The organism is Marinobacter sp. (assembly GCF_041686475.1).
Taxonomy (GTDB): domain Bacteria; phylum Pseudomonadota; class Gammaproteobacteria; order Pseudomonadales; family Oleiphilaceae; genus Marinobacter.
In genome coordinates this window covers 20,712-42,360 of record NZ_JAWLDU010000014.1, presented here as the reverse complement: position 1 = coordinate 42,360, position 21,649 = coordinate 20,712, and the positions used below count along the sequence as shown (strand labels likewise).

General features: G+C 57.8%; 20 protein-coding genes. 16 read left to right on the top strand and 4 right to left on the bottom strand.

Annotation, left to right across the window (positions count from 1 at the left end):
- Positions 1-137: 137 nt before the first annotated feature.
- A complete protein-coding gene (gene epmB / locus ACESMB_RS05280) occupies positions 138-1,178 on the bottom strand; it encodes an EF-P beta-lysylation protein EpmB (protein WP_372971055.1) in 1,041 nt (346 codons plus the stop codon).
- A gap of 45 nt (positions 1,179-1,223) precedes the next feature.
- Here epmB and efp point away from each other — a divergent pair, with 45 nt between their 5' ends.
- Together efp and epmA are read left to right on the top strand one after the other, a co-directional pair.
- Positions 1,224-1,799: an elongation factor P gene (gene efp, locus ACESMB_RS05275; protein ID WP_372925163.1), complete on the top strand. Its 576-nt coding sequence runs from the start codon at positions 1,224-1,226 to the stop codon at positions 1,797-1,799.
- Positions 1,800-1,811: 12 nt separating this feature from the next.
- On the top strand, positions 1,812-2,786 hold the full coding sequence (gene epmA, locus ACESMB_RS05270; RefSeq protein ID WP_372971054.1) for an EF-P lysine aminoacylase EpmA: 975 nt from the start codon (positions 1,812-1,814) through the stop codon (positions 2,784-2,786).
- Here the strand turns inward: epmA and asd are convergent.
- The gene (gene asd / locus ACESMB_RS05265) at positions 2,758-3,636 is read right to left on the bottom strand and encodes an archaetidylserine decarboxylase (protein ID WP_372925161.1); all 879 of its coding nucleotides are present in this window, start codon (positions 3,634-3,636) and stop codon (positions 2,758-2,760) included. The genes epmA and asd overlap by 29 nt on opposite strands.
- Positions 3,637-3,816: 180 nt before the next feature.
- Here asd and motA point away from each other — a divergent pair, with 180 nt between their 5' ends.
- Positions 3,817-4,668, top strand: a complete 852-nt coding sequence (gene motA / locus ACESMB_RS05260; RefSeq protein ID WP_372925160.1) for a flagellar motor stator protein MotA — start codon at positions 3,817-3,819, stop codon at positions 4,666-4,668.
- Positions 4,669-4,697: 29 nt separating this feature from the next.
- Positions 4,698-5,657, top strand: a complete 960-nt coding sequence (gene motB, locus ACESMB_RS05255; RefSeq protein WP_372971053.1) for a flagellar motor protein MotB — start codon at positions 4,698-4,700, stop codon at positions 5,655-5,657.
- Between the two features lie 6 nt (positions 5,658-5,663).
- Here the strand turns inward: motB and rsgA are convergent, their stop codons facing one another.
- A complete protein-coding gene (gene rsgA / locus ACESMB_RS05250; RefSeq protein ID WP_372925158.1) occupies positions 5,664-6,719 on the bottom strand; it encodes a small ribosomal subunit biogenesis GTPase RsgA in 1,056 nt (351 codons plus the stop codon).
- 137 nt (positions 6,720-6,856) lie between these two features.
- Between rsgA and orn the strand changes: the two genes are divergently transcribed.
- The gene (orn, locus tag ACESMB_RS05245; protein WP_372925157.1) at positions 6,857-7,399 is read left to right on the top strand and encodes an oligoribonuclease; all 543 of its coding nucleotides are present in this window, start codon (positions 6,857-6,859) and stop codon (positions 7,397-7,399) included.
- Here the strand turns inward: orn and queG are convergent.
- Positions 7,394-8,458, bottom strand: coding sequence for a tRNA epoxyqueuosine(34) reductase QueG (gene queG, locus ACESMB_RS05240; protein ID WP_372971052.1), 1,065 nt, complete (start codon positions 8,456-8,458; stop codon positions 7,394-7,396). The genes orn and queG overlap by 6 nt on opposite strands.
- 119 nt (positions 8,459-8,577) lie before the next feature.
- On the opposite strand from queG, the gene ACESMB_RS05235 reads away from it, so the two are divergent.
- The 11 genes from ACESMB_RS05235 (at position 8,578) to ACESMB_RS05185 (ending at position 21,633) form a co-directional block, all read left to right on the top strand.
- Positions 8,578-10,152, top strand: coding sequence for an NAD(P)H-hydrate dehydratase (locus ACESMB_RS05235; protein ID WP_372925155.1), 1,575 nt, complete (start codon positions 8,578-8,580; stop codon positions 10,150-10,152).
- On the top strand, positions 10,152-10,658 hold the full coding sequence (tsaE, locus tag ACESMB_RS05230; protein WP_372971051.1) for a tRNA (adenosine(37)-N6)-threonylcarbamoyltransferase complex ATPase subunit type 1 TsaE: 507 nt from the start codon (positions 10,152-10,154) through the stop codon (positions 10,656-10,658). The genes ACESMB_RS05235 and tsaE overlap by 1 nt, the downstream gene beginning before the upstream one ends.
- Positions 10,659-10,743: 85 nt before the next feature.
- Positions 10,744-12,045 (top strand): N-acetylmuramoyl-L-alanine amidase, encoded by a 1,302-nt coding sequence (locus ACESMB_RS05225; RefSeq protein ID WP_372925215.1) that lies wholly within the window; start codon positions 10,744-10,746, stop codon positions 12,043-12,045.
- 19 nt (positions 12,046-12,064) lie between these two features.
- Positions 12,065-13,972, top strand: a complete 1,908-nt coding sequence (gene mutL / locus ACESMB_RS05220) for a DNA mismatch repair endonuclease MutL (RefSeq protein ID WP_372925153.1) — start codon at positions 12,065-12,067, stop codon at positions 13,970-13,972.
- Between the two features lie 7 nt (positions 13,973-13,979).
- Complete coding sequence (gene miaA, locus ACESMB_RS05215; protein WP_372925152.1) at positions 13,980-15,011, top strand: tRNA (adenosine(37)-N6)-dimethylallyltransferase MiaA; 1,032 nt, start codon at positions 13,980-13,982, stop codon at positions 15,009-15,011.
- Positions 15,012-15,051: 40 nt separating this feature from the next.
- A complete protein-coding gene (gene hfq, locus ACESMB_RS05210) occupies positions 15,052-15,300 on the top strand; it encodes an RNA chaperone Hfq (protein ID WP_007154829.1) in 249 nt (82 codons plus the stop codon).
- 131 nt (positions 15,301-15,431) lie between these two features.
- Positions 15,432-16,730 (top strand): ribosome rescue GTPase HflX, encoded by a 1,299-nt coding sequence (gene hflX / locus ACESMB_RS05205; RefSeq protein ID WP_372925151.1) that lies wholly within the window; start codon positions 15,432-15,434, stop codon positions 16,728-16,730.
- Between the two features lie 78 nt (positions 16,731-16,808).
- Positions 16,809-18,011, top strand: a complete 1,203-nt coding sequence (hflK, locus tag ACESMB_RS05200; RefSeq protein WP_372925150.1) for an FtsH protease activity modulator HflK — start codon at positions 16,809-16,811, stop codon at positions 18,009-18,011.
- Positions 18,012-18,013: 2 nt separating this feature from the next.
- Complete coding sequence (hflC, locus tag ACESMB_RS05195) at positions 18,014-18,889, top strand: protease modulator HflC (RefSeq protein WP_372925149.1); 876 nt, start codon at positions 18,014-18,016, stop codon at positions 18,887-18,889.
- 183 nt (positions 18,890-19,072) lie between these two features.
- Positions 19,073-20,254, top strand: a complete 1,182-nt coding sequence (locus tag ACESMB_RS05190) for an ATP phosphoribosyltransferase regulatory subunit (RefSeq protein WP_372925148.1) — start codon at positions 19,073-19,075, stop codon at positions 20,252-20,254.
- An 83-nt stretch (positions 20,255-20,337) separates the two neighbouring features.
- On the top strand, positions 20,338-21,633 hold the full coding sequence (locus ACESMB_RS05185) for an adenylosuccinate synthase (RefSeq protein ID WP_372925147.1): 1,296 nt from the start codon (positions 20,338-20,340) through the stop codon (positions 21,631-21,633).
- Positions 21,634-21,649 lie beyond the last annotated feature (16 nt).

Sequence of the window (21,649 nt, the reverse complement as noted above, 5' to 3'; positions counted from 1 at the left end):
CTGGAAAATGCCGCTAAGACAGCTTTTTATTGTTATCTCACTTCGCACTCTAAAATAGCAAACGTAAAACAAAAAGCGAGAAAAGCACGAGTTGACAATATTTGACAAGTGAATCTGGACTCACTTTGTCAAACCGGTCACGCAAACAGATCCAGCGGTGTCTTTCCCGGGCGGTCAGGTACTTCCCTGACAAGTCGTGGTATCAGAAACCCGGGCAGCGTGCCGATGAGTTCCCGCACCAGTTCTCTTGCCCTGTCGTCACTGACCTCAAAATGATGGGCGCCTTCCACCGGATCAAAAGCGTGGAGGTAATAGGGCAGTACACCACATTCAAACAGCCGCTCGCTCAGGTCAGCCAGCACCCGCGCGGTATCATTGACGCCTTTGAGGATGACGCTCTGGTTAAGCAGGGTCACGCCGGCCTGCTTTAACCGATTGAGGGCCTGTTGAGTGTCGGTATCCAGTTCGGCAGGGTGGTTGGCGTGGATGACCATAACAATCTGCAGCCGGCTTTCGGCAAGCCATGCCAGCAGGGCATCGCAGACCCGCTGGGGGATGACTACCGGCAATCGCGTGTGAATCCTCAGGCGGCGGAGGTGGGGAATGCCTGCCAGTGAATCGGCCCAGCAAGACAATAACCGGTCACTGGCCACCAGTGGGTCTCCCCCGCTGAAAATGACTTCGTTAATGCCCGTGTCGTTGGCCAGGGTTGCCAGTACTTGTTTCCGGTCCTGTGGTGAAAGCCGGTTTTCGTCATAGGGGAAGTGGCGACGAAAGCAGTAACGACAGTTGATGGCGCAGTGCCCGGTGACCATGAGCAGGGCCCTGCTCTGGTACTTGCGGATAAGCCCGGTTGTCTGCATCGAGGTGCTTTCCTGCAATGGATCACGAACAAATCCCGGCTGCGTGTCTGTTTCTGCGGACAGTGGCAGAACCTGACGTAACAGCGGGTCTGACGGGTTCCCCGGGATAATGCGCTGTAGATAGGGTTCCGGCACCCGCAAGGTAAATAACCTGTGGCCTTCCCTGGCGCCGGAAAGCCAGGTAGCGGGATCAAGCTCCAGCCTCTCAAGCAGCTCTTCCGGGCTGGTAACAGAGGACGACAGCAGTTGTTGCCAGGTGCGTGAATCCTCATCGGTTTGGCGGGCTTCTATACGGGTGGCGGTTCGCTGTATCATAGCGACCTTCGAATTTTTATACGCATCTTTTCAGGTGATAATTTCATGGCTTCATATTCTACCAACGAATTCCGCGGCGGTCTCAAGGTTTTGCTGGACGGCGACCCCTGTATCATTCTCGAGAACGAATTTGTAAAGCCCGGCAAGGGCCAGGCGTTCAACCGGGTCAAGCTGCGCAACCTGATGACCAATCGCCAGTGGGAGCGCACCTTCAAGTCCGGTGAAAGCCTGGAAGCCGCTGACGTCATCGATCTGGAGATGGAATACCTGTATACGGATGGTGAGTTCTGGCACTTCATGAAGACAGATGGCTCGTTCGAGCAGTACCCGGCGGATGCAAAGGCCGTTGGTGATGCCCTTAAATGGCTGAAGGAACAGGATGTCTACACGGTAACACTCTATAACGGTACGCCGTTGACGGTTACACCGCCGAACTTTGTCGAGCTGGAAGTGGTGGATACAGATCCGGGCATGAAAGGTGACACCGCCCAGGGTGGCTCCAAGCCGGCAACTCTGTCTACCGGTGCTGTTGTGAACGTGCCGTTGTTCATCACCATTGGTGAGGTTCTCAAGGTCGACACCCGTTCCGGTGAATACGTCAGCCGCGTCAAAAGCAGCTGATCGGTTGCCGAAGTGACCGCAACGCCTCCCTGGCAGCCGTCCGCCTCTCTGGTGGCTCTGCAAAGCCGTGCACGCCAGCTGGCCTGGGTGCGCGGCTTTTTCGCGCAACGGGGAGTAATGGAAGTCGAGACGCCCGTGCTGGGCCGTTGTGGTGTTACTGATATCAATATCGACAGCATCGCTGCCAACCCCACAGCGGTCGCGGGCGGTTCCGCGAAAGGCTGGCTCCAGACGTCTCCCGAGTACCACATGAAGCGCCTGCTGGCGTCAGGGACCGGGCCTGTCTATCAGATCTCGAGAGTGTTTCGTGACGGTGAATCCGGGCGCCGGCACAACCCGGAATTCTCCCTGCTCGAGTGGTATCGCCCCGGCTTCACTGATGACGACCTGATGGCGGAGGTGTCTGACCTGGTCTGCGGCTGGCTGGGCTGCAGGGCGCCAGGGACCATGAGCTATCGCGACGCTTTCCTCCGTTTCGCCGGCATTGATCCTTTTCTGGCCAGTGACCGGGCGCTTTCGGCCCGCTGCGAGCAATGGATTGAGCCGTCGCAGTTGCAGACCTTTAGCAGGGATGAGTGCCTGGACCTGCTGATGAGTTTCCAGGTAGAACCTGAGCTGGCCGGGGTCGGGCCGGTATTTGTCACTGGCTACCCGGAATCACAGGCCGCATTGGCTCGTGTGTCCGAGCAGGGCGGGATTCGGCAGGCACACCGTTTCGAGCTTTATGTGCAAGGAGTGGAGCTCTGCAACGGCTACTGGGAGCTTGCCGACAGGGAAGAGCAGTTGCGTCGGTTTACAGCAGACAATCAGGCGCGTATCCGCGCCGGCAAACCGCAAATGCCCGTTGACCAGGCATTTCTGGCATCGCTGGAAGCAGGGCTACCGGATTGTTCCGGGGTAGCGCTCGGCCTTGACCGTTTGCTGATGCTGAAGCTGGGGGTGGATGATCTCGCCGCTGTTATTGCGTTTCCTGCTGACCGGGCTTGATCTCTCCGAAGGCTTCACCCATACGAACCCTTCCACCGGCGACCTGATCGCTGTTCCAGGTAACCGTGCCCCTGGGCATGACCATGATGACGGTTGATCCCAGACGGAACCGGCCCATTTCCTCGCCTTTTTCAAAGCGTATCGGTTTCTTGAGGTTGTCGTAGCGTGTGACGTCCACCTCACGTTTGCCTGGCGCCACAATGCCAGCCCAGGTGGTCTCAACGCTGCCGACAATCATGGCGCCTACCAGTACCAGAGCCATCGGTCCGGCAGGTGTATCAAAGATGCAGGCGACCCGTTCGTTCCGTGCGAACAGGTTGGGTACGTTTTCCGCAGTCGTCGGATTGACTGAAAACAGCTTGCCCGGAATGTAGACCATCTCCCGCAGGGTGCCGGCCAGCGGCATGTGAATGCGGTGATAGTCCCTGGGCGCCAGGTAGATAGTGGAAAACTCGCCTGCAGCGAAGATGTCTGCCCGTTCCTGTTCGCCCCCGAGCAGTTCATTGAGGCTGAAGGACTGGCCCTTCGCCTGGAAAACCCGGCCGTCACTGACGCTGCCCAGCTGGCTGATAGCACCATCCACAGGGCTGACCATCACGGAATCGCGGGTGTCCACCGGTCGCAGGCCCGGTTTGAGAGCGCGGGTGAAAAAAGCATTGAAGCTGGGGTAGGCGGCAGGATCTGATTCGACAGCCTCGCTCATGTCTACGCCGTACCGGCCGATAAACCAGTTAACAACCCGGTTCTTGAGCGCCGGAACGCTTTCGTTGTCGGCAAGGCGGCCTGCCAGGCGAGAGATGGTCAGTTGTGGTGCTACATACTGGCCGGTTACAAATAGCTTGTCGTACATCAGGGGTGATCCTTGGCGCCCAAAGGGGCAGAGTTTACCAAACCGCACGGCGTGTATAGAAATTGTTTCACACCTTCGCGGTTCTGACTGGCGCTTGCTATTATCTCTGCAAAGTTGAATGGCAGCCTGGCTTCAGTCGCGGTTTCCCGATAACAACCACAGAAGGTATGTTCTCTTTCCATGCTACTTATAATCGGCGCAGTTATTGTAACAGCAAGCGTCCTGGGGGGGTATGTCCTCCATGGCGGTAAACTCATGGTGTTGTGGCAGCCTACAGAAATCCTGATCATCGGTGGTGCGGCTGTCGGGTCGTTCATTATTGCCAATCCCATGCATACGGTTAAGGAGGTGGGGAAGGGCATTGTCAGTCAGTTGACGGGCTCACCCTACAACAAGTCCTATTATATGGATCTGCTCAGTTTGCTTTACGAGATTTTCGACAAGTCCCGTAAGCAGGGTGTTATGGCCATTGAAGAAGACATCGACAATCCGCAGGAGAGCCAGATTTTTACCCGCTACCCGGCCGTCATGAAATCAAAATACCTGCTGGCTTTCATGACCGACTACCTGCGGATTATCAGCTCGGGCAATATGGCAACTCACGAGCTCGAAGGCATGATGGAAAACGAAATCGACAGTCGCCAGCACGAGCTCGAGGAACCGTCTCACGCCGTCAACAAGATCGCGGACGCATTGCCCGGTCTGGGGATTGTTGCAGCGGTACTCGGTATTGTCATTACCATGAACTTTCTTACCGAGGGGCCGGAAAAAATTGGCCTCAGTGTAGCAGCTGCGCTCGTGGGCACCTTCCTGGGTATCTGGATGGGTTACGGATTTGTTGGCCCGTTGTCGATTGCCATGGAGCATTCAGCCCGCTATGAACTCAAAGCCTATGACTGTGTAAAGTCGGCGATTGTTGCGACTGTATCCGGCCAGGCACCGCAAATGGCTATCGAATTCGGTCGCAAATCGTTGCCGTCGGACAAGCGGCCCGGGTTCCAGGAACTGAATGACCACGTGCGTTCGAAATAATCTGAACAAGAGCCGTCTGGAGCAGTTTCTTGGAAGAACAGCCAATTATCATAAAGCGAAAAAAGGTCGTTGCTGCAGGGCACCATGGGGGCTCCTGGAAGGTGGCCTTTGCCGATTTTGCCACTGCGATGATGGCGTTCTTTCTTGTGCTCTGGCTCACCGCCACCGCCTCGCCGGAACAGAAACTGGCGGTCGAGGGTTACTTCAAGGACCCGGTCGGGTTTACCGAAGGTGGCTCTCCCAACCCGATTGACCTTGAGGGCAGCGCGTCAGTCATCAACGAGAGCAGTGAGGATATCGAGAGCAGCGATATCCGGATTGAAGATCGAGTGGTTGAAGAGCTGTCCCAGACCCTCGAGCAGCAACAGATGGAAGAGCTCTTCCAGGACCTGAAAGACCGCATCGCACAGAATGAAACCCTTCAGGAGTTCAAGGATCAGCTGTTGATTGATATCACCAGCGAGGGTCTGCGGATCCAGATTGTTGACCGCTCCCAGCGCCCGATGTTCGATAGTGGTCGCGCCGAGCTCAAGTATTATTCCCAGGATATCCTCTTCGAGTTGGCCAAAACCCTGAGTGCTGTCAACAACAAGCTCAGCATCACCGGCCACACCGATTCCACCCCGTTCAGCGGCCGCCCCGGGTACACTAACTGGGAGCTGTCGGCCGACCGTGCGAACACCGCCCGCCGGGCATTGGTGGCCGGAGGTGTAAGGCAGCAGCAGATTGGCCGGGTAGTGGGTCTGAGTGATTCGGTGCTGTTTAATCAGGACGATCCACAGGCGCCGGTTAACCGCCGAATTTCCATCATTGTGATGAACAAGAAAACGGCCGATGACGTCCAGAGTAATGCCAGCAATTCGAATGAGCCACTGATCGACCTCACTGCGCCGTCTGAAGAACAGGAGCAGGAGGCCATGGAGCGTCTCGAGGAAGGCAACTGGTCAGATGAGAAGGAAGAGCCCGAGCCCGGGGAGTTGAACTGGTAAACCCGTTCAGTCGGCTTTAAGCCCCCGGGATTGCTGTTCTGCCATATCCTGCAGAATCCGCTTGAAACTCTTCATGCGCTCCACACTGATGCGCCCGTCTTCCGCGGCCTGTGCAATGGCGCAGCCGGGGTCGCCCATGTGGCTGCAGTTGCGGAACTTGCAGTGGCCGATAAGGTCGCGGATTTCCCGGAAGCCATACTCGATTTCCTGCGGTGTCATGTGCCACAGGCCGAATTCCCGGATACCCGGTGAGTCGATCAGGTCGCCGCCACAAATGAGGTGAAACAGTCTCGCGGTGGTGGTGGTATGAATGCCCTTGCCGGTGCTTTCCGAAATCGCACCTACCCGGATCGACTCGTCAGGAAGCAGCGTCTGGATAATGGACGACTTGCCAACCCCGGACTGGCCCACGAACACGCTGGTCTGGTCTTTCACCAGATCCTCCACCCGCACTGCCTGCTCGCCCGCCAGAGTTTTCGCTGATGTGCGCTCCGTGCGGTAGCCAAGCTTTTCATAACGTGCCAGCAGGTTGTCGATGGACTCCCGGTTCTGGTCGGTGATCAGGTCGGTCTTGTTGAGCAGGACGATTACCGGAATATCCGTGCTTTCCGCCGCCACCAGGTATCTGTCGATTAGGTTGTCGTGGGGCTCTGGCTCTGGGGCAATGACCAGGATGATATAGTCGATGTTGGCCGCAACGGGCTTGAGTGCGCCGAAGTTGTCCGGTCGTTGCAGCAGGGTTTGACGGTCGCAGCGGGCCACGATCACTCCGGTGCCATCGCTGCCCGGCCGCCAGATTACCTTGTCTCCAGTCACCAGGCTGTCGATGTTGGCCCTGACAAAGCAGCGTAGTATCTTGCCAGTGTCTTCTCCCTCCAGGACTTCCACATCCAGCTGTTGGCCGTAGTGGGCAATTACCAGTCCCTGCTGCTCCTGCCCCAGGTCTCCGGCATCCAGTTTCTCACCGATGGATGCTTCTTTCCTTGCCGCCCTTGTCGCCCGTTCCTGCTGGATTTTATTGATGCGCCATTGCTGCTGCTTGTTCAGTCGACGTTTAGCCATATCGTGGGTCGGTTAATTCCTGATGGAGAATGGTGATCGCTGTAACATCATACGTGATTCATCCACAATAGGCAGGCTATGTGCAGCAACGGCCGGGCCGTTGCTCGAATCACGAGTTAATCGCTGGAGACTGATGAATGCCAGAAGCCAACTACCTTGTCTGGATCGACCTGGAAATGACGGGGCTGGACCCGGAGAAAGAGCGGATTATCGAGATAGCGACCATCGTTACGGATTCCGAATTGAACACGATTGAAGAGGGGCCGGTGATTGCCGTTCACCAGTCCGACAAGCTACTCAGCGACATGGACGAGTGGTGTACCCGTACCCACGGAGAAAGTGGGCTGACCCAGAGAGTCAAGAACAGTAAATTCAGCGAGATTGATGCCGAGCAGAAAACCCTGGAATTCCTGCAACGGTACCTTGAGCCGGGACAGTCACCCCTTTGCGGCAACAGCATCGGCCAGGATCGGCGTTTCCTGGTGAAATATATGCCCGAGCTTGAAGCCTTTTTCCACTACCGCAATCTGGATGTAAGCACCGTTAAGGAACTGGCCCGGCGCTGGCGGCCGGATGTGCTGGACGGGGTCAAGAAGAAGGGCAGCCACCTGGCTCTGGACGATATTCGGGACTCCATCAGCGAATTGCGCCATTACCGCGAGCATTTTTTCCAGTTATAGGCCGTGTCGGCCCAGGGCCCAGTGGACGTGCTCGCGCACCATTTCAGATGGGTGGTCGGCCCGCGCTTTGAGGGCTTCGATCACCGGAATGGTTGAGGGTGCGTTGCCGAGGCCTACCGCCAGGTTGCGAAGCCAGCCCTGGTAACCGGTCCGGCGTATGGCGGAGCCTTCAGTGCGTTTGAGGAATTCCTCTTCGGTCCACAGGAAAAGGGTGGCCAGTTCGCTGTTGTCGAGGCCGTGGCGCGGCTGGAAATCATTCTCCGCGGTAGGTTTGCTGAACTTGTTCCAGGGACAGACCAGTTGGCAGTCGTCACATCCGAAGACCCGGTTGCCCATCTTCTCGCGGAGCTCCTCCGGAATGCTGCCCTTCAGCTCGATGGTCAGGTAACTGATGCATTTACGGGCATCCAGCTTGTGGGGACCTTCGAAGGCGTCCGTGGGGCAGATGACGAGGCAGGCCGCACAGGTGCCGCAATGGTCTTTTTCAAAGGGTTCATCCAGCGGTAGGGGTGCACTGGTGAAAATTTCCCCCAGGAAAAAGAACGACCCGGCTTTCGGATGAATCAGCATGTTGTTCTTGCCGATCCAGCCCAGCCCCGCGCGTTGCGCCAGGGCCCGCTCCAGAACCGGGGCACTGTCCACGAAAGCGCGGTAATTGTAGCCTGACACGGCGTCGTCAATCCGTTTCGCCAGGGTTGCCAGGCGCTTGCGCATCAGTTTGTGGTAGTCGCGCCCCACAGCGTACCGGGTTATATAGGCTTTTTCCCGGTTAGTGAGTACCTGCCCCGGGTTGTCCGGTGCGGGCAGATAGTCCATCCGAACGGAAATGACCCTTCGCGTTCCTTCCACCAGCGAGGTGGGGGTGTAGCGTTTGTCGCCATGGTCTGCCATGTAAGACATTTCGCCGTGAAGCCCTTCGCTCAGCCAGTTCTTCAGGCGCTCCCCGTGCACGCCGGTATCCGGCAGGGTGATACCGGCGTCGTTAAAGCCCAGATCAAGGGCCCAGGCGCGAATCTGGCGGGGCAGGTCACTGAGTTGTTGGTCGGTTGGAGCGGTCATTGAATGCCAGTAACGAAGTTTAATTTGATTAAGTTATGACCTTTTCCACTGTTTTGCTACTCTTTACAGGTATCTGGCCGTTTTTCTTAATCTGAATTCTGTAACGGGAGCGCGCTTTCATGCCCCTGTCTGGTGGTCATAGTTTACCAGAAGACCTCTTCTCCGCCGATGCGGTGCGAGAGATCGATCGCTATGTGATTGATCAGCAAGGGGTTGATGGATTCGAACTGATGCAGGCGGCGGCAGCCAGCGCCTTCCGCCGGTTGGTGCGGTACTGGCCTGAACCCGGCCGGATTCTGGTTTTGTGTGGCGCCGGCAACAATGGAGGAGATGGTTATCTGGTAGCGGCCAATGCAGCTCGTCACGGTCTGAGTGTGGACTGTATTGCCGTGGCTCCCACTGAAAAGTTGACCGGCGACGCCCGCAAGGCATGGCAAAAAGCCGTCGAGGACGGGGTCCATGTCAGGGAACTGTCCGATGTCACCGATAGTGAAATCAGCGAACACTTTGCCAGTGCCGGCCTGATTGTGGACGCCATGCTGGGCACAGGCGTGACAGGCGCCCCCCGGGAGCCGTTTGCCACCACCATTCGCCGTTGCAACGAAGCTGATGCGCCAGTGCTGGCTATTGATCTGCCGTCGGGGCTCAATGCCACCACTGGTACCGTGGCAGGAGAAGCGGTCCGGGCAGTCGCAACCGTGACGTTCATTGGTCTCAAGGCAGGCCTGTTCACCGGTCAGGGCCCGGAATGCGCCGGAGATATTGCGTTTGAATCCCTGGATACAGACGACTGGGCTGCCGAGAGTGGCCAGCGCCCTCTGGCTCACCGGGTGGACTGGGCCGGAATCCGTTGTGCCATACCACGGCGCCCGAGGGTTGCCCACAAGGGGCGTTTCGGACACGTGTTGATTGTTGCCGGGGACCGCGGCTTTGGTGGTGCCGGCATGATGGCGGCGGAGGCGGCATCAAGGGCCGGTGCCGGCATGGTGACCCTGGCCACGAGGCCGGAGTATGTGGCGCCTGCCCTGGCTCGCTGCCCATCGGTGATGGTTCAGGGGCTGATTCACGGTTCCGAACTGCCACCGCTGATCAAGGCGGCGGACGTGATTGTCTGCGGCCCCGGCATTGGCCGGGGCGCGTGGGGGCAGCAGATGCTGCAGCAGGTGGTGGCCAGCGGCAAGCCGCGGGTTCTGGATGCCGATGCGCTGAATCTGATGGCGTCGCGGGTCGCGCAGCCGGTGGATGCCCACATTCTGACTCCACACCCTGGGGAAGCGGCGCGATTGCTGAAATGTGGCGTCGCTGATATCGAGAACGACAGGGTCGGAGCTGCGGAAAAGATTCGCCAGCTGTTCGGTGGGGTGGTTCTGTTAAAGGGCGCGGGTACCATTGTTGCCTCTGGCAACGCGCTACCGGATATCATCAGCGGCAGTAATCCCGGAATGGCAACAGGCGGCATGGGAGACGTGCTCTCCGGAATCCTGGGCAGTCTCTACGCGCAGCTTGCAGATGCTCATCTGTCGGCATCGGCAGCCGCCGCCCTTCACCTGGCGGCAGCAAACCATGCGTCGGAGACACAAGGCTACATGGGCCTGTTGCCTACGGATGTCATCGATGCAATACCTGGGGTACTGATGAGGTCAGAGCGGGGATCTGCAGGCGGACAGACTGAACAGGGGGTGCCTGAAGAATAATGAGTGTTTCAGCAGACGAGCTCAGATTGCATCTGAAAGATGAGTTGGATACGGAAAAACTGGGCCAGATTCTCGCCGGGTTGGTCAGTGGAAGTGGTCACGGTCTGGTCGTGTTTCTCGAAGGCAACCTGGGTATGGGGAAAACAACTCTGAGCCGTGGGATTATGCGTGGCCTGGGCCACGAGGGTGCCGTTAAAAGCCCGACCTATACGATCGTTGAGCCTTATGAGCATCTGGCTCCCCCGACCTATCACTTTGACCTTTACCGGTTGGGTGATGCTGAGGAACTTGAATACATGGGGATCCGGGATTATTTCCAGGGCCGGAATCTGTGCCTGATTGAGTGGCCGGAGCGGGGGCAGGGTATCCTTCCCGAACCGGACCTGCTGGTTCGACTGGATAAAAGTGGTGATGGGCGCATTGCCCGGGTTTCAGCACCAACAAGTCGTGGCGGCAGTTTGCTGCAGCGGCTGGGCAAACAGTGGCCCATGGGGCAGGGATATTAATCGTGTGTGATCAGCGCAGGTGTTCAGGATGATGATTATAAAAACGTTCTCCAGATGGTTTATTGCCGCGGGCCTGACATCGTTGATGGTTCCGTTGGTGGCGATGGCGGGCGTCAGCGTGGAAAGTGCCCGTATCTGGCCGGCGCCGGACCATACTCGTCTGGTGCTGGATATTGGTGACAAGGTTGATCACAAGGTATTTGCCCTCTCCGGTCCGTCAAGGCTGGTGATCGACCTGAAAAATGTCAGTCTCAAGGCGGATCTGGAAAAGCTGGATCTGTCTGACAGCCCGGTAAGCCGTATTCGCAGTGCTCCGCGTAACGGTAACGATCTGCGGGTGGTTCTGGACCTTAAAAGCGATATCAAGCCCCGGAGCTTCCAGCTCGAGCCCAACCAGCAGTATGGTCACAGGCTTGTGGTCGATCTTATCGACGAGGGGGGACTGAAAGCACAGAAACCTGCCAAGCCGACGGTGTCCGAGAACAGTAATGGCAAGCGCGACATCATTGTTGTCGTGGACGCCGGCCATGGAGGTGAAGACCCGGGCGCTATTGGTCCCCGTGGTACGCGTGAGAAAGACGTGGTGCTGAAAATGGCCAAAACCATGGCGGACCTGATAGATGCCAAGCCCGGGTATACCGCCAAGCTCACCCGTAACGGCGATTATTACATCGACCTGCGCAGCCGCACTCTGCTTGCCCGCAAGCATAACGCTGATCTGTTCGTTTCTGTTCACGCGGACGCGTTCCGTACGCCACAGCCACGTGGTGCCTCTGTCTTCGCGCTCTCGCAACGGGGAGCTACCAGTGAAACCGCCCGTTGGCTGGCGAAAAGCGAAAACCGGTCGGACCTGATCGGCGGTGGCGGTGGTGTATCGCTGGATGGTCGCGACGAGATGCTAGCGGGTGTTCTTCTGGACCTGTCGATGACTGCCAGTATCAATTCCAGCCTTGGTGTCGGGGATTCCATACTCGGGAGGCTTGGCAATGTTGCCAAACTCCACAAGAAGGGCGTTGAACAGGCGGCATTTGCGGTGCTCAAGTCGCCGGACATTCCGTCCATCCTGGTTGAGGCTGGCTTTATTTCAAACCCGAAAGAAGAGCAGAATCTGTCCAGTTCCGCGTACAGGAATAAGCTGTCCAGGGCAGTATTCGAGGGTATTGACGACTACTTCCAGAAAACGCCGCCGCCAGGGACGCTGCTGGCGTGGCAGAAACAGAGCAGGCAGAGCGGGGAAAGTGTCAGCCAGTACCGTATTCGAAGGGGCGACACACTCTCCGGTGTCGCTCGGGAGAACCAGACAAGCGTCAGCGAACTGATGCAGTATAACGACCTCAATGATGACCGTGTTATGGTAGGGCAAACCATTCGTATTCCCGCATCCTGAAACGAGGTACTCCGGTAGCATGCCCTCCATTCGATTACTGACTCCCCGCCTGGCAAACCAGATTGCTGCCGGCGAGGTGGTTGAGCGTCCGGCTTCGGTCGTCAAGGAACTGGTAGAAAACGCGCTTGACGCCGGTGCCTCCCGGGTGGATATCGAGATCGAGCAGGGAGGTGTCAAGCTCATCCGGGTTCGCGATGACGGCAGCGGTATAGACGAGGCAGACCTCCCGCTGGCACTCAGCCGGCACGCAACCAGTAAAATTGAGAATCTTGATGATCTTGAAGCTGTTGCTTCCCTGGGTTTTCGTGGTGAGGCCCTGGCGAGCATCAGCTCCGTCTCAAGGCTGGCGTTGACCTCGCGCACAGAGAGCCAGGAAGCGGCTTCCAGGGTCGAGGTGGAAGGGCGTGACATGGACGCCAGCATCTCACCGGCTGCCCATCCCGTTGGAACGACGGTGGAGGTGCGGGACCTGTTCTTCAATACCCCGGCCCGCCGCAAGTTTCTTCGTACCGAAAAAACCGAATTCAATCATGTTGATGAATGCGTCCGGCGTCAGGCCCTCAGCCGTTTCGACACCGGTTTTACGCTGCGGCATAACCAGCGGGTGGTCCAGAGCCTGCGTCCTGCGGAAAACCCGCTGGACCGCGAGCGCCGGATCGGCTCCCTCTGTGGCCAGCAGTTCATCGATAACGCAGTGGTCATTGATGCCGAGGCAACAGGGTTGAAGCTCTGGGGTTGGGTGGCGTTGCCAACCTTCTCCCGCAGCCAGGCGGATCTCCAGTATTTTTTCGTCAATGGGCGCGTTATCCGCGATCGGCTGGTCGCCCATGCGGTGCGCCAGGCCTACCGGGATGTGCTCTATAACAACCGTCACCCGGCCTTCGTGCTGTATCTGGAAGTGGATCCTGCCAATGTGGATGTGAACGTTCACCCCACCAAGCACGAGGTACGTTTTCGCGACGGCCGCCTGGTTCATGATTTCATTTTCCGGACCCTTCACAAGGCGTTGGCGGATGTGCGGCCGGACGATCACCTGAGGGGCGCCGTGGCGCAGTCCCATGGGCGAGAATCCGGTGGAATGCCGGGCGGTTATGGTTCCCGGGTTGCCATGCCCGACGTAAACCCACAGCCAGCTTCCAGTCCGTCTCCGGGATCAGCCAGTCAGCCATACGCCGGTTTTTCGGGCAGTCAGTGGCCGCAGCAGCACGAATGGCAGGCCCGTGACCAGATGGCCTTCTATCAGTCACTGAACCAGGGCGGCGGTGTTGGAGGTCAGCCGGCGGGGGCGGAAACCGGTGGGCTGGCGGTCGCATCGCCGACGCCACCACAGGACAGTGGCGATGAGCCACCACTGGGCTATGCCATTGCCCAGTTGCACGGCATTTATATTCTTGCCCAGAGTCGCCAGGGCATGATTGTGGTTGATATGCACGCAGCGCACGAACGCATCACCTATGAGCGTATGAAGCGTGCACTCGAGTCGCAGGACCTGAAGAGTCAGCCGCTCCTTGTGCCGGTATCCCTGGCGGTCAGCCAGAAAGAGGCGGCCCTGGCCGAAACCCATGGCGAAGAGCTTATGCAATTGGGGCTGGGCGTTGAGCGGATAGGCCCCGAAACCCTGGCCGTGCGCCAGGTGCCCGCGCTGTTGCGGGGGGCGGATACCGAGCAACTGGTGCGCGACGTGTTGTCGGATCTGATCGAAAATGGTGAGAGTGACCGCGTTGAAGCCGTCACACACGAACTTCTAGGTACCATGGCCTGTCATGGCTCTGTGAGAGCCAACCGGCAATTGACCATTCCTGAAATGAATACCCTTTTGCGGGACATGGAGGCCACAGAGCGAAGCGGCCAGTGCAATCATGGCCGCCCCACCTGGACGGTTGTCACCCTGTCCGAGCTGGACAAGCTCTTCCTGCGGGGGCGTTAAAGCGTTTATGACCTCGATGACGGCTGATGGCGGGAAACCCCTTGCCATATTCCTGATGGGACCTACTGCCTCAGGCAAGACCGCCCTGGCCATTGAACTCTGTCGCCGGCTGCCCTGCGAGATCGTCAGTGTTGATTCCGCGATGATCTACCGCGGCATGGATATCGGCACGGCAAAGCCCTCGGCAGCGGAGCTTGCGCAGGCTCCCCATCGCCTGATCGATATCTGCGACCCTGCGGATACCTATTCCGCTGCGGATTTCCGCCGCGACGCCCTGGATGAAATGGCGGAAATTACCGCTGCAGGCCGGATACCGCTGTTGGTGGGTGGGACCATGATGTACTTCAAGGCCCTGCTGCATGGCATGTCTGATCTGCCGTCCGCTGACCCTGTTATCCGGCAGGATCTGGAGCGTGAAGCCCGGGCGATGGGCTGGGATTCCCTGCATCGTGAGCTTCAGCAGAGGGATCCGGTGGCTGCCCGGTTGATTCACCAGAACAACCGCCAGCGATTGATCCGGGCGCTTGAAGTCATTCGCATAACCGGTCGCCCTATCTCGGCGATCTGGGAGGATAGGCCCGGTGATGGCGAGCAAAGCGGGAAAGGTGTTAAGGATTACACCTATTTCACCCAATGGCAGGCAGACGAATCGCCGTCTCTTCCGTATACTGTAGTGCAGCTTGCGATGGCTCCCGCTGACAGGCGGATACTTCATGAACGAATAAATCTGCGTTTTCAGGCAATGCTGAACGCAGGCTTTCTTGATGAAGTAAGGGCGCTTATGGCCAGAAGCGATCTGCATCCCGGTCTGCCGTCCATGCGCTGTGTCGGGTACCGACAGGCCTGGGCCCACCTTGCCGGCGACTGTGACTACAACGCCCTGGTGGAAAAAGGCGCTGCTGCAACCCGTCAGCTGGCCAAACGACAGCTGACCTGGTTGCGAAAGTGGTCCGGTCTGGACTGGCTGGAGACTGGCGACGAACTTATGTCAGATACCGCCTTGAAAATTATTGAGTTTCGCACCACATTTAAACGTTGAATATAACGATCTGCCTTTACTTATAAACAGGAGAAAACACATGTCAAAAGGGCACTCTCTACAAGACCCTTACCTCAATGCATTGCGCAAGGAACGCATTCCGGTTTCTATCTTTCTGGTCAATGGCATCAAGCTTCAGGGCCAGATTGAGTCTTTCGACCAGTTCGTGATTTTGCTGAAAAACACTGTCAGCCAGATGGTCTACAAGCACGCTATTTCCACTGTGGTACCTGCGCGGAATGTTCGCATCCCGCCACAGGCCCCAGGCGGGGAAGAATCTGAGGACTGATCTGCCCGGTAGTACCGGTATTAAAACCCGCGCTCCCGATGGGCCCGAACCGGCTCTGAGGGCCGCGGGTGTTTGTTTTGTTCTCGCTTTTGTTAACCATTGCTGTCTGATTGATTCGGAGTTTCGTCTACTTGTTTGAGCGCCCCGATGTTGGTGAGCGGGCCATTCTCGTTCACATTGAGTTTTCTTCCCATGAAGAGTCCGAGGACCTGGGCGAATTTCGCGAGCTGGTATGGTCGGCGGGGGTTGAACCGGTGGGTGTTGTTACCGGCTCCAGGAAGCAGCCCAGCCCGCGACTGTTCGTGGGTGAGGGCAAACTGGAAGAAATTCGCGACGCGGTTGCAGCCAATGAAGCTGACATAGTGCTGTTCAATCACGCCCTGAGCCCAAGCCAGGAACGGAATGTTGAGCGGGAGCTGCAGTGCCGGGTGCTTGACCGCACAGGGGTAATCCTTGATATTTTTGCCCAGCGTGCCCGTACCCACGAGGGTAAGTTGCAGGTTGAGCTCGCCCAGTTGGAGCACATGTCCACGCGGCTTGTCCGGGGCTGGACTCACCTGGAGCGCCAGAAGGGTGGTATCGGCCTGCGTGGCCCGGGTGAAACCCAGCTGGAAACCGATCGACGCCTGCTCAGGGAGCGGATCAAGTCGATCCACCGCAGACTGGAAAAGGTTCGCAAGCAGCGTAATCAGGGACGCCGGGCCCGTAAACGCGCGGATATTCCCACGGTTTCGCTGGTGGGATATACCAACGCCGGAAAGTCCACACTCTTCAATCGTATTACCACCTCTACCGTGTATGCGGCTGACCAGCTGTTTGCTACGCTGGACCCAACGTTACGGCGGCTGGAACTTCCGGACATTGGTCCGGTCGTAATGGCCGATACTGTCGGGTTTATCCGTCATCTGCCCCATAAACTGGTTGAAGCCTTTCGCGCGACGCTGGAAGAAACCACGGAAGCCTCTATCCTCCTCCATATCATTGACTGCCATGACAACCGGCGCGACGAGAACATGGAGCAGGTGGAAGAGGTGCTGGCGGAAATAGGCGCGGACGAGATTCCCGTGCTTGAGGTATTCAACAAGATCGATCTGTTGGACAATTTCGAGCCCAGAATCGAGCGCAACGAAGATGGTATACCCGTGCGGGTGTGGGTGTCAGCCGTTACCGGAGCTGGCCTTGATGGGCTGTTCGATACCATTGTCGAGCGGCTGGCGGAGGATGTCATTCACCATTTCGTGGTACTTGGGCCGGCTGACGGCAAGCTTCGTGCGCTATTGCACCAGGCAGGATCGGTGCTCAGCGAGGATCACCGTGAAAATGGCGATTCGGTGATGGAGGTTCGCCTCCAGTACAGGGACTGGTCACAGCTACTGAGCCGCGCCGGTGTGCAGGAAAAAGACGTAAAGTTCGAAGATCAACGTATATAGACAGGCTGTGCTATTGCCGGGGCGGTTAGAAATCCCTAGTATTTGCAGCCATTCGACTAGTTTGGAACGGAGAATATTATGGCCTGGAATGAACCGGGTGGAAACCGCAATGACAATGATCCCTGGGGCACCGGCGGTGGTCGTGGCGGCAATGATCAGGGGCCACCAGACCTCGATGAGGCACTGAAAAAGGGCCTCGACAAACTCAACAAGCTGCTCGGTGGCAAAGGTAAGAAGTCTGGTGGTAACGGTGGGTCTTCCTCTGGTGGAGGAGGTAGTGCCGGTGGCATCGGGGCCATACTTGCTTTGGCAGGGATCATTTTTGTTGGCTATGTCATATTCCAGTCCTTCTACACCGTAGATGAGCAGGAACGTGCCATTGTCCTCAGATTTGGTGAGTACAACCGTACCGAGAACCCGGGTCTTCGCTTCAAGGTGCCGCTCATCGACAACGTGCGTCTGGTGCGTGTAACTAACGTCAGGAATGCCGAGTCCAGTGGGCAGATGCTGACCCAGGACGAGAACCTGGTTTCAGTTGACCTCCAGGTCCAGTACCGCGTCGGCGACGCCAGAGCCTATGTGCTGAACGTTCGTGATTCCAACGAGGCACTGGCTTTTGCGACCGACAGTGCCCTTCGGCACGAGGTGGGCAGCTCCGTTCTGGATGATGTGTTGACAGAAGGGCGTGCGGAACTGGCTGTTCGGGTTGAGCAGCGTTTGCAGAACTTCCTTGAGGAATATGGAACCGGTCTCTCTATTGTCAGGGTTAACGTGGAAAGTACCCAGCCACCGGATGCGGTGCAGGATGCCTTCCGTGAAGTGCAGCGCGCTCGTGAGGACGAACAGCAGGTCAAGGAAGAGGCTGAGACCTACCGTAACAAGGTGGTCCCGGAAGCTCGTGGCCGGGCCCAGCGCCTGACCGAGGAAGCTTCAGCCTATAAACAAGAGGTGATTGAGCGTGCCCGAGGCGAAACTTCGCGCTTCCTGGCTGTTCTCGATGTCTACGACAGGTCACCGGAAGTGACGCGGGAGCGTATGTACATACAGGCGCTTGAAGGTGTGCTGTCCCGGACCAGCAAGGTACTGGTGGACACCCAGAGCAGCGACAACATGATGTATCTGCCGCTGGATCGGCTCACCAATCGCTCGGGTGGCAGCTCCGGCAGCCAGAACAGTTCCGGGAACTCCGGCAGCAGCGATGTAGACATCAAGAACCTGTCAGATCAGGTTATTCAGGAACTGCGTGGCAGGCAGGATTCAGGCGTTCGGAGGAGTAGATAATTATGGGACCCAAAGGTATTGTGGGCCTTGCAGGCGCCCTGATCATAATGCTCGTGACGCTGTCCAGCGTGTACATAATCCCCGAAACCCACCGGGGCGTGCTGCTGCGGTTCGGTGAGCTGATCGAAACCGATATCGAGGCGGGACTTCACTTCAAGGTGCCGGTCATCGACCAGGTGCGTGAGTTCGATATTCGGTTGCTGACGACTGATCTTCCGTCGCGTCAGTACCTGACGATTGAAAAGAAACCGTTGGATGTCGATTCTTACATCGCCTGGAAAATTCAGGATGTGGACCAGTTCTATCGCGCCACAGGTGGTGACGAATACCGTGCATCCCAGTTGCTGCTATCGAGGGTGGACAACGGGCTGCGGGACGAGTTTGGTATTCGTACCATGGTGGAGGTCGTGTCTGGCCAGCGGGACGAGCTGATGACCGAACTGCGGCAGCGGGTAAATGAAACCGCGAAAAAGGAATTTGGTATTGATGTGGTGGATATCCGTGTCAAGGCCATTGAATTCCCAGGTCAGGTCAGTGAGAACGTCTTCCGCCGGATGGCGACAGAGCGTGAGAAACTGGCACAGGAGTTCCGCTCACGCGGTAACGAGCTCGCCGAGGGGATCCGTGCTGATGCGGATCGCCAACGCACGGTTATCCTCGCAGAGGCATTTGCCAATGCCGAGGAGATGCGAGGTGAGGGTGATGCCGAGGCCGCAGATATCTACGCTGATGCCTACGGCTCGGACGGCGAATTCTATAGCTTTTATCGCAGTCTCGAGGCTTATCAGAAAACCTTCGCTAACGAAGATGACATCATGATAATCGACACCGATAGCGACTTCCTGAGATTCCTGAAGGATCCCCAGGGCGGCCGTTAACGATCGACGTCAGACAGACAAAACCGGAATACCGAGGTATTCCGGTTTTTTTGTGCCTGCCAACAGTGTAAAATTCTGCCGGTTTTGGTTCGGGTTTTTAGCTGATACCGAACATCGCCCTAAATCCTGTGCACTCCCGCGGCTCAAGTTTTCGCCCCGGGGCAGAACGGACAACCTAATCTCATGACAGTATCTGATCGCTGGCTGCTGCCAGATGGCGTGGAAGATATCTTGCCGCCACTGGCGGGGCAGATTGAATCCCTGCGCCGGGATGTAATGGATACCTGCCAGCACTGGGGTTACCAGCTGGTTATTCCGCCGTTGATCGAATACCTGGAGTCGTTGTTTACCGGCACCGGGCATGATCTGGAACTCCAGACCTTCAAGCTGACTGACCAGCTCACTGGCCGGATGATGGGGCTGCGGGCAGACATGACTCCCCAGGCTGCCCGAATCGATGCGCATACCCTTGGGCAGGAAGGCATTACCCGGCTCTGTTACGCCGGCCATGTGCTGCATACCCGGCCGCGTCATATGCTGACTGGTCGCACGCCGATCCAGGCCGGCTGTGAGCTGTTTGGCAGTGCTTCCGAATCGGCCGATATGGAAGTGATCAGCCTGATGCTGGAAGCCCTTCGGGTGTCTGGCCTGCCGCGGATCCACCTCGATCTCGCCCATGTGTCGATCTACGAGACGTTGGTGGGTGAGGCCGGATTCGACCGCAATACCGGAGCGGCCATCTTCGATGCCATGGCGCGGAAATCCGTACCCGAGCTGGACGAACTGCTGGGAGATTGCGCTCCCGGCTCCGCCGGAAATATGCTTAGAGAGTTGGCCCGTGTCAGTGGCGGGCGCGAAGCGCTGGCCGAGGCGCGGCGCATTCTGGAAGGAGTGCCCCAGCCGCTTTTGGAAGCTCTGGAGCAATTGGAGCGGGTAGCGGAGATGCTGGCGGAAAACTATCCGGAAGTAAGCTTCGGTTTCGACTTTTGTGAACTTCGCGGATACAACTACCACACCGGCCTGGTCTTTGCCGCCTATGTTCCGGGTCACGGGGATGCGGTTGCCAAGGGTGGTCGCTACGATGCCATCGGCAGCGATTTTGGTCGGGCACGACCGGCCACCGGGTTCAGCCTGGATATCCGCGCGCTGGTGTCCCTTGGCCAGCGTACCCGGCCAGCAGGAAAGGCAGTCTGGGCGCCTGCCGAACAGGATCCCGCCCTTGACGGCGTTATATCCGGACTACGGATGACAGAGACCGTCATCAGGGCTCTGCCCGAGGACGAGGGCGTTGATCCGCGGTCCCGCAACTGCGACCGGATTCTGGTAAAACGTGACGGCCAATGGGTCATAGAGCAGCTGGGCTGATAACAGACTGGGATCGGGCCACTTATTTACAGGTAAATCTGCGGGTACTCTGTCGACCGGCGGAGCCGCACTGAGAGAGAGACATGGGTAAAAACGTTGTAGTGCTGGGCACCCAATGGGGTGACGAAGGTAAGGGCAAGATTGTTGATCTGCTGACGGACAAGGTCGCCGCCGTGGTGCGTTTTCAGGGTGGCCATAACGCCGGTCACACCCTGGTCATTGAAGGCAAGAAAACGGCCCTCCACCTGATTCCCTCCGGTATCCTGCGCAAGGATGTACTGTGTCTGATAGGCAACGGCGTGGTTCTGTCTCCGGAAGCGCTATTGAAGGAAGTCCGGGAGCTTGAGGGCAATGGTGTTGCGGTGCGCGACCGCCTCAGGATCAGCCTGGCGTGCCCTATCATCCTCAAGACCCACGTCCGCATTGACCAGGCTCGTGAGCGGGCCCGGGGTGTGGACAAGATTGGTACCACTGGCCGTGGCATCGGTCCCGCCTATGAAGACAAGGTTTCCCGTCGCGGGCTTCGCGTTGGCGATCTGTGTAATCCGGACAGCTTCAAGGAAAAGCTTCGGGAAATCATGTCGTACCACAATTTCGTGCTGACCGAGTATTTCCGGGAAGAGCCGGAAGACATCGACCAGGCGTTTGCCGAACTGATGACCATGGGCGAGGAAATCTGGCCGATGTCCGCGGACGTGACGGACATTCTCCATGACCTGCGCAAGCGTGGGGAGCCCATCCTTTTCGAGGGTGCCCAGGGTTCACTGCTGGATATCGATCTCGGAACCTATCCCTACGTTACGTCCTCAAACACCACGGCCGGTGGTACCGCCACCGGTTCGGGCTTCGGGCCGCTGTTCCTGGATTATGTTCTGGGCATTACCAAGGCTTACACCACCCGGGTCGGATCCGGGCCTTTCCCGACCGAGCTGTTTGACGACATGGGCCAGCACCTGGCCGTAAAGGGCAACGAGGTCGGCACCACCACCGGCCGTTCACGCCGTTGTGGCTGGTTTGATGCCGTGGCATTGCGTCATGCCATCCAGATCAACAGTGTGTCGGGCATCTGTCTCACCAAGCTGGACGTTCTGGACGGCATGGACACCGTGAAGGTGTGCATTGGTTACAAGACGCCGAATGGTGAAATTACCCGTCCACCAATCGGTTGTGACACCTACAAGGACATAGAGCCGGTGTACGCGGATCTGCCTGGCTGGCAGGAGAGCACCGTCGGGTTGACCGGCCTGGATCAGTTGCCGGAGAACGCCAAGGCCTATATCCGCTTCCTGGAAGAGCAGATCGAAGCGCCCATCGATATCATTTCCACCGGCCCTGACAGGGTTGAAACCATCGTTCTCCGCCACCCCTTCGGCGAGTGATCGGTTGCGGTTATCG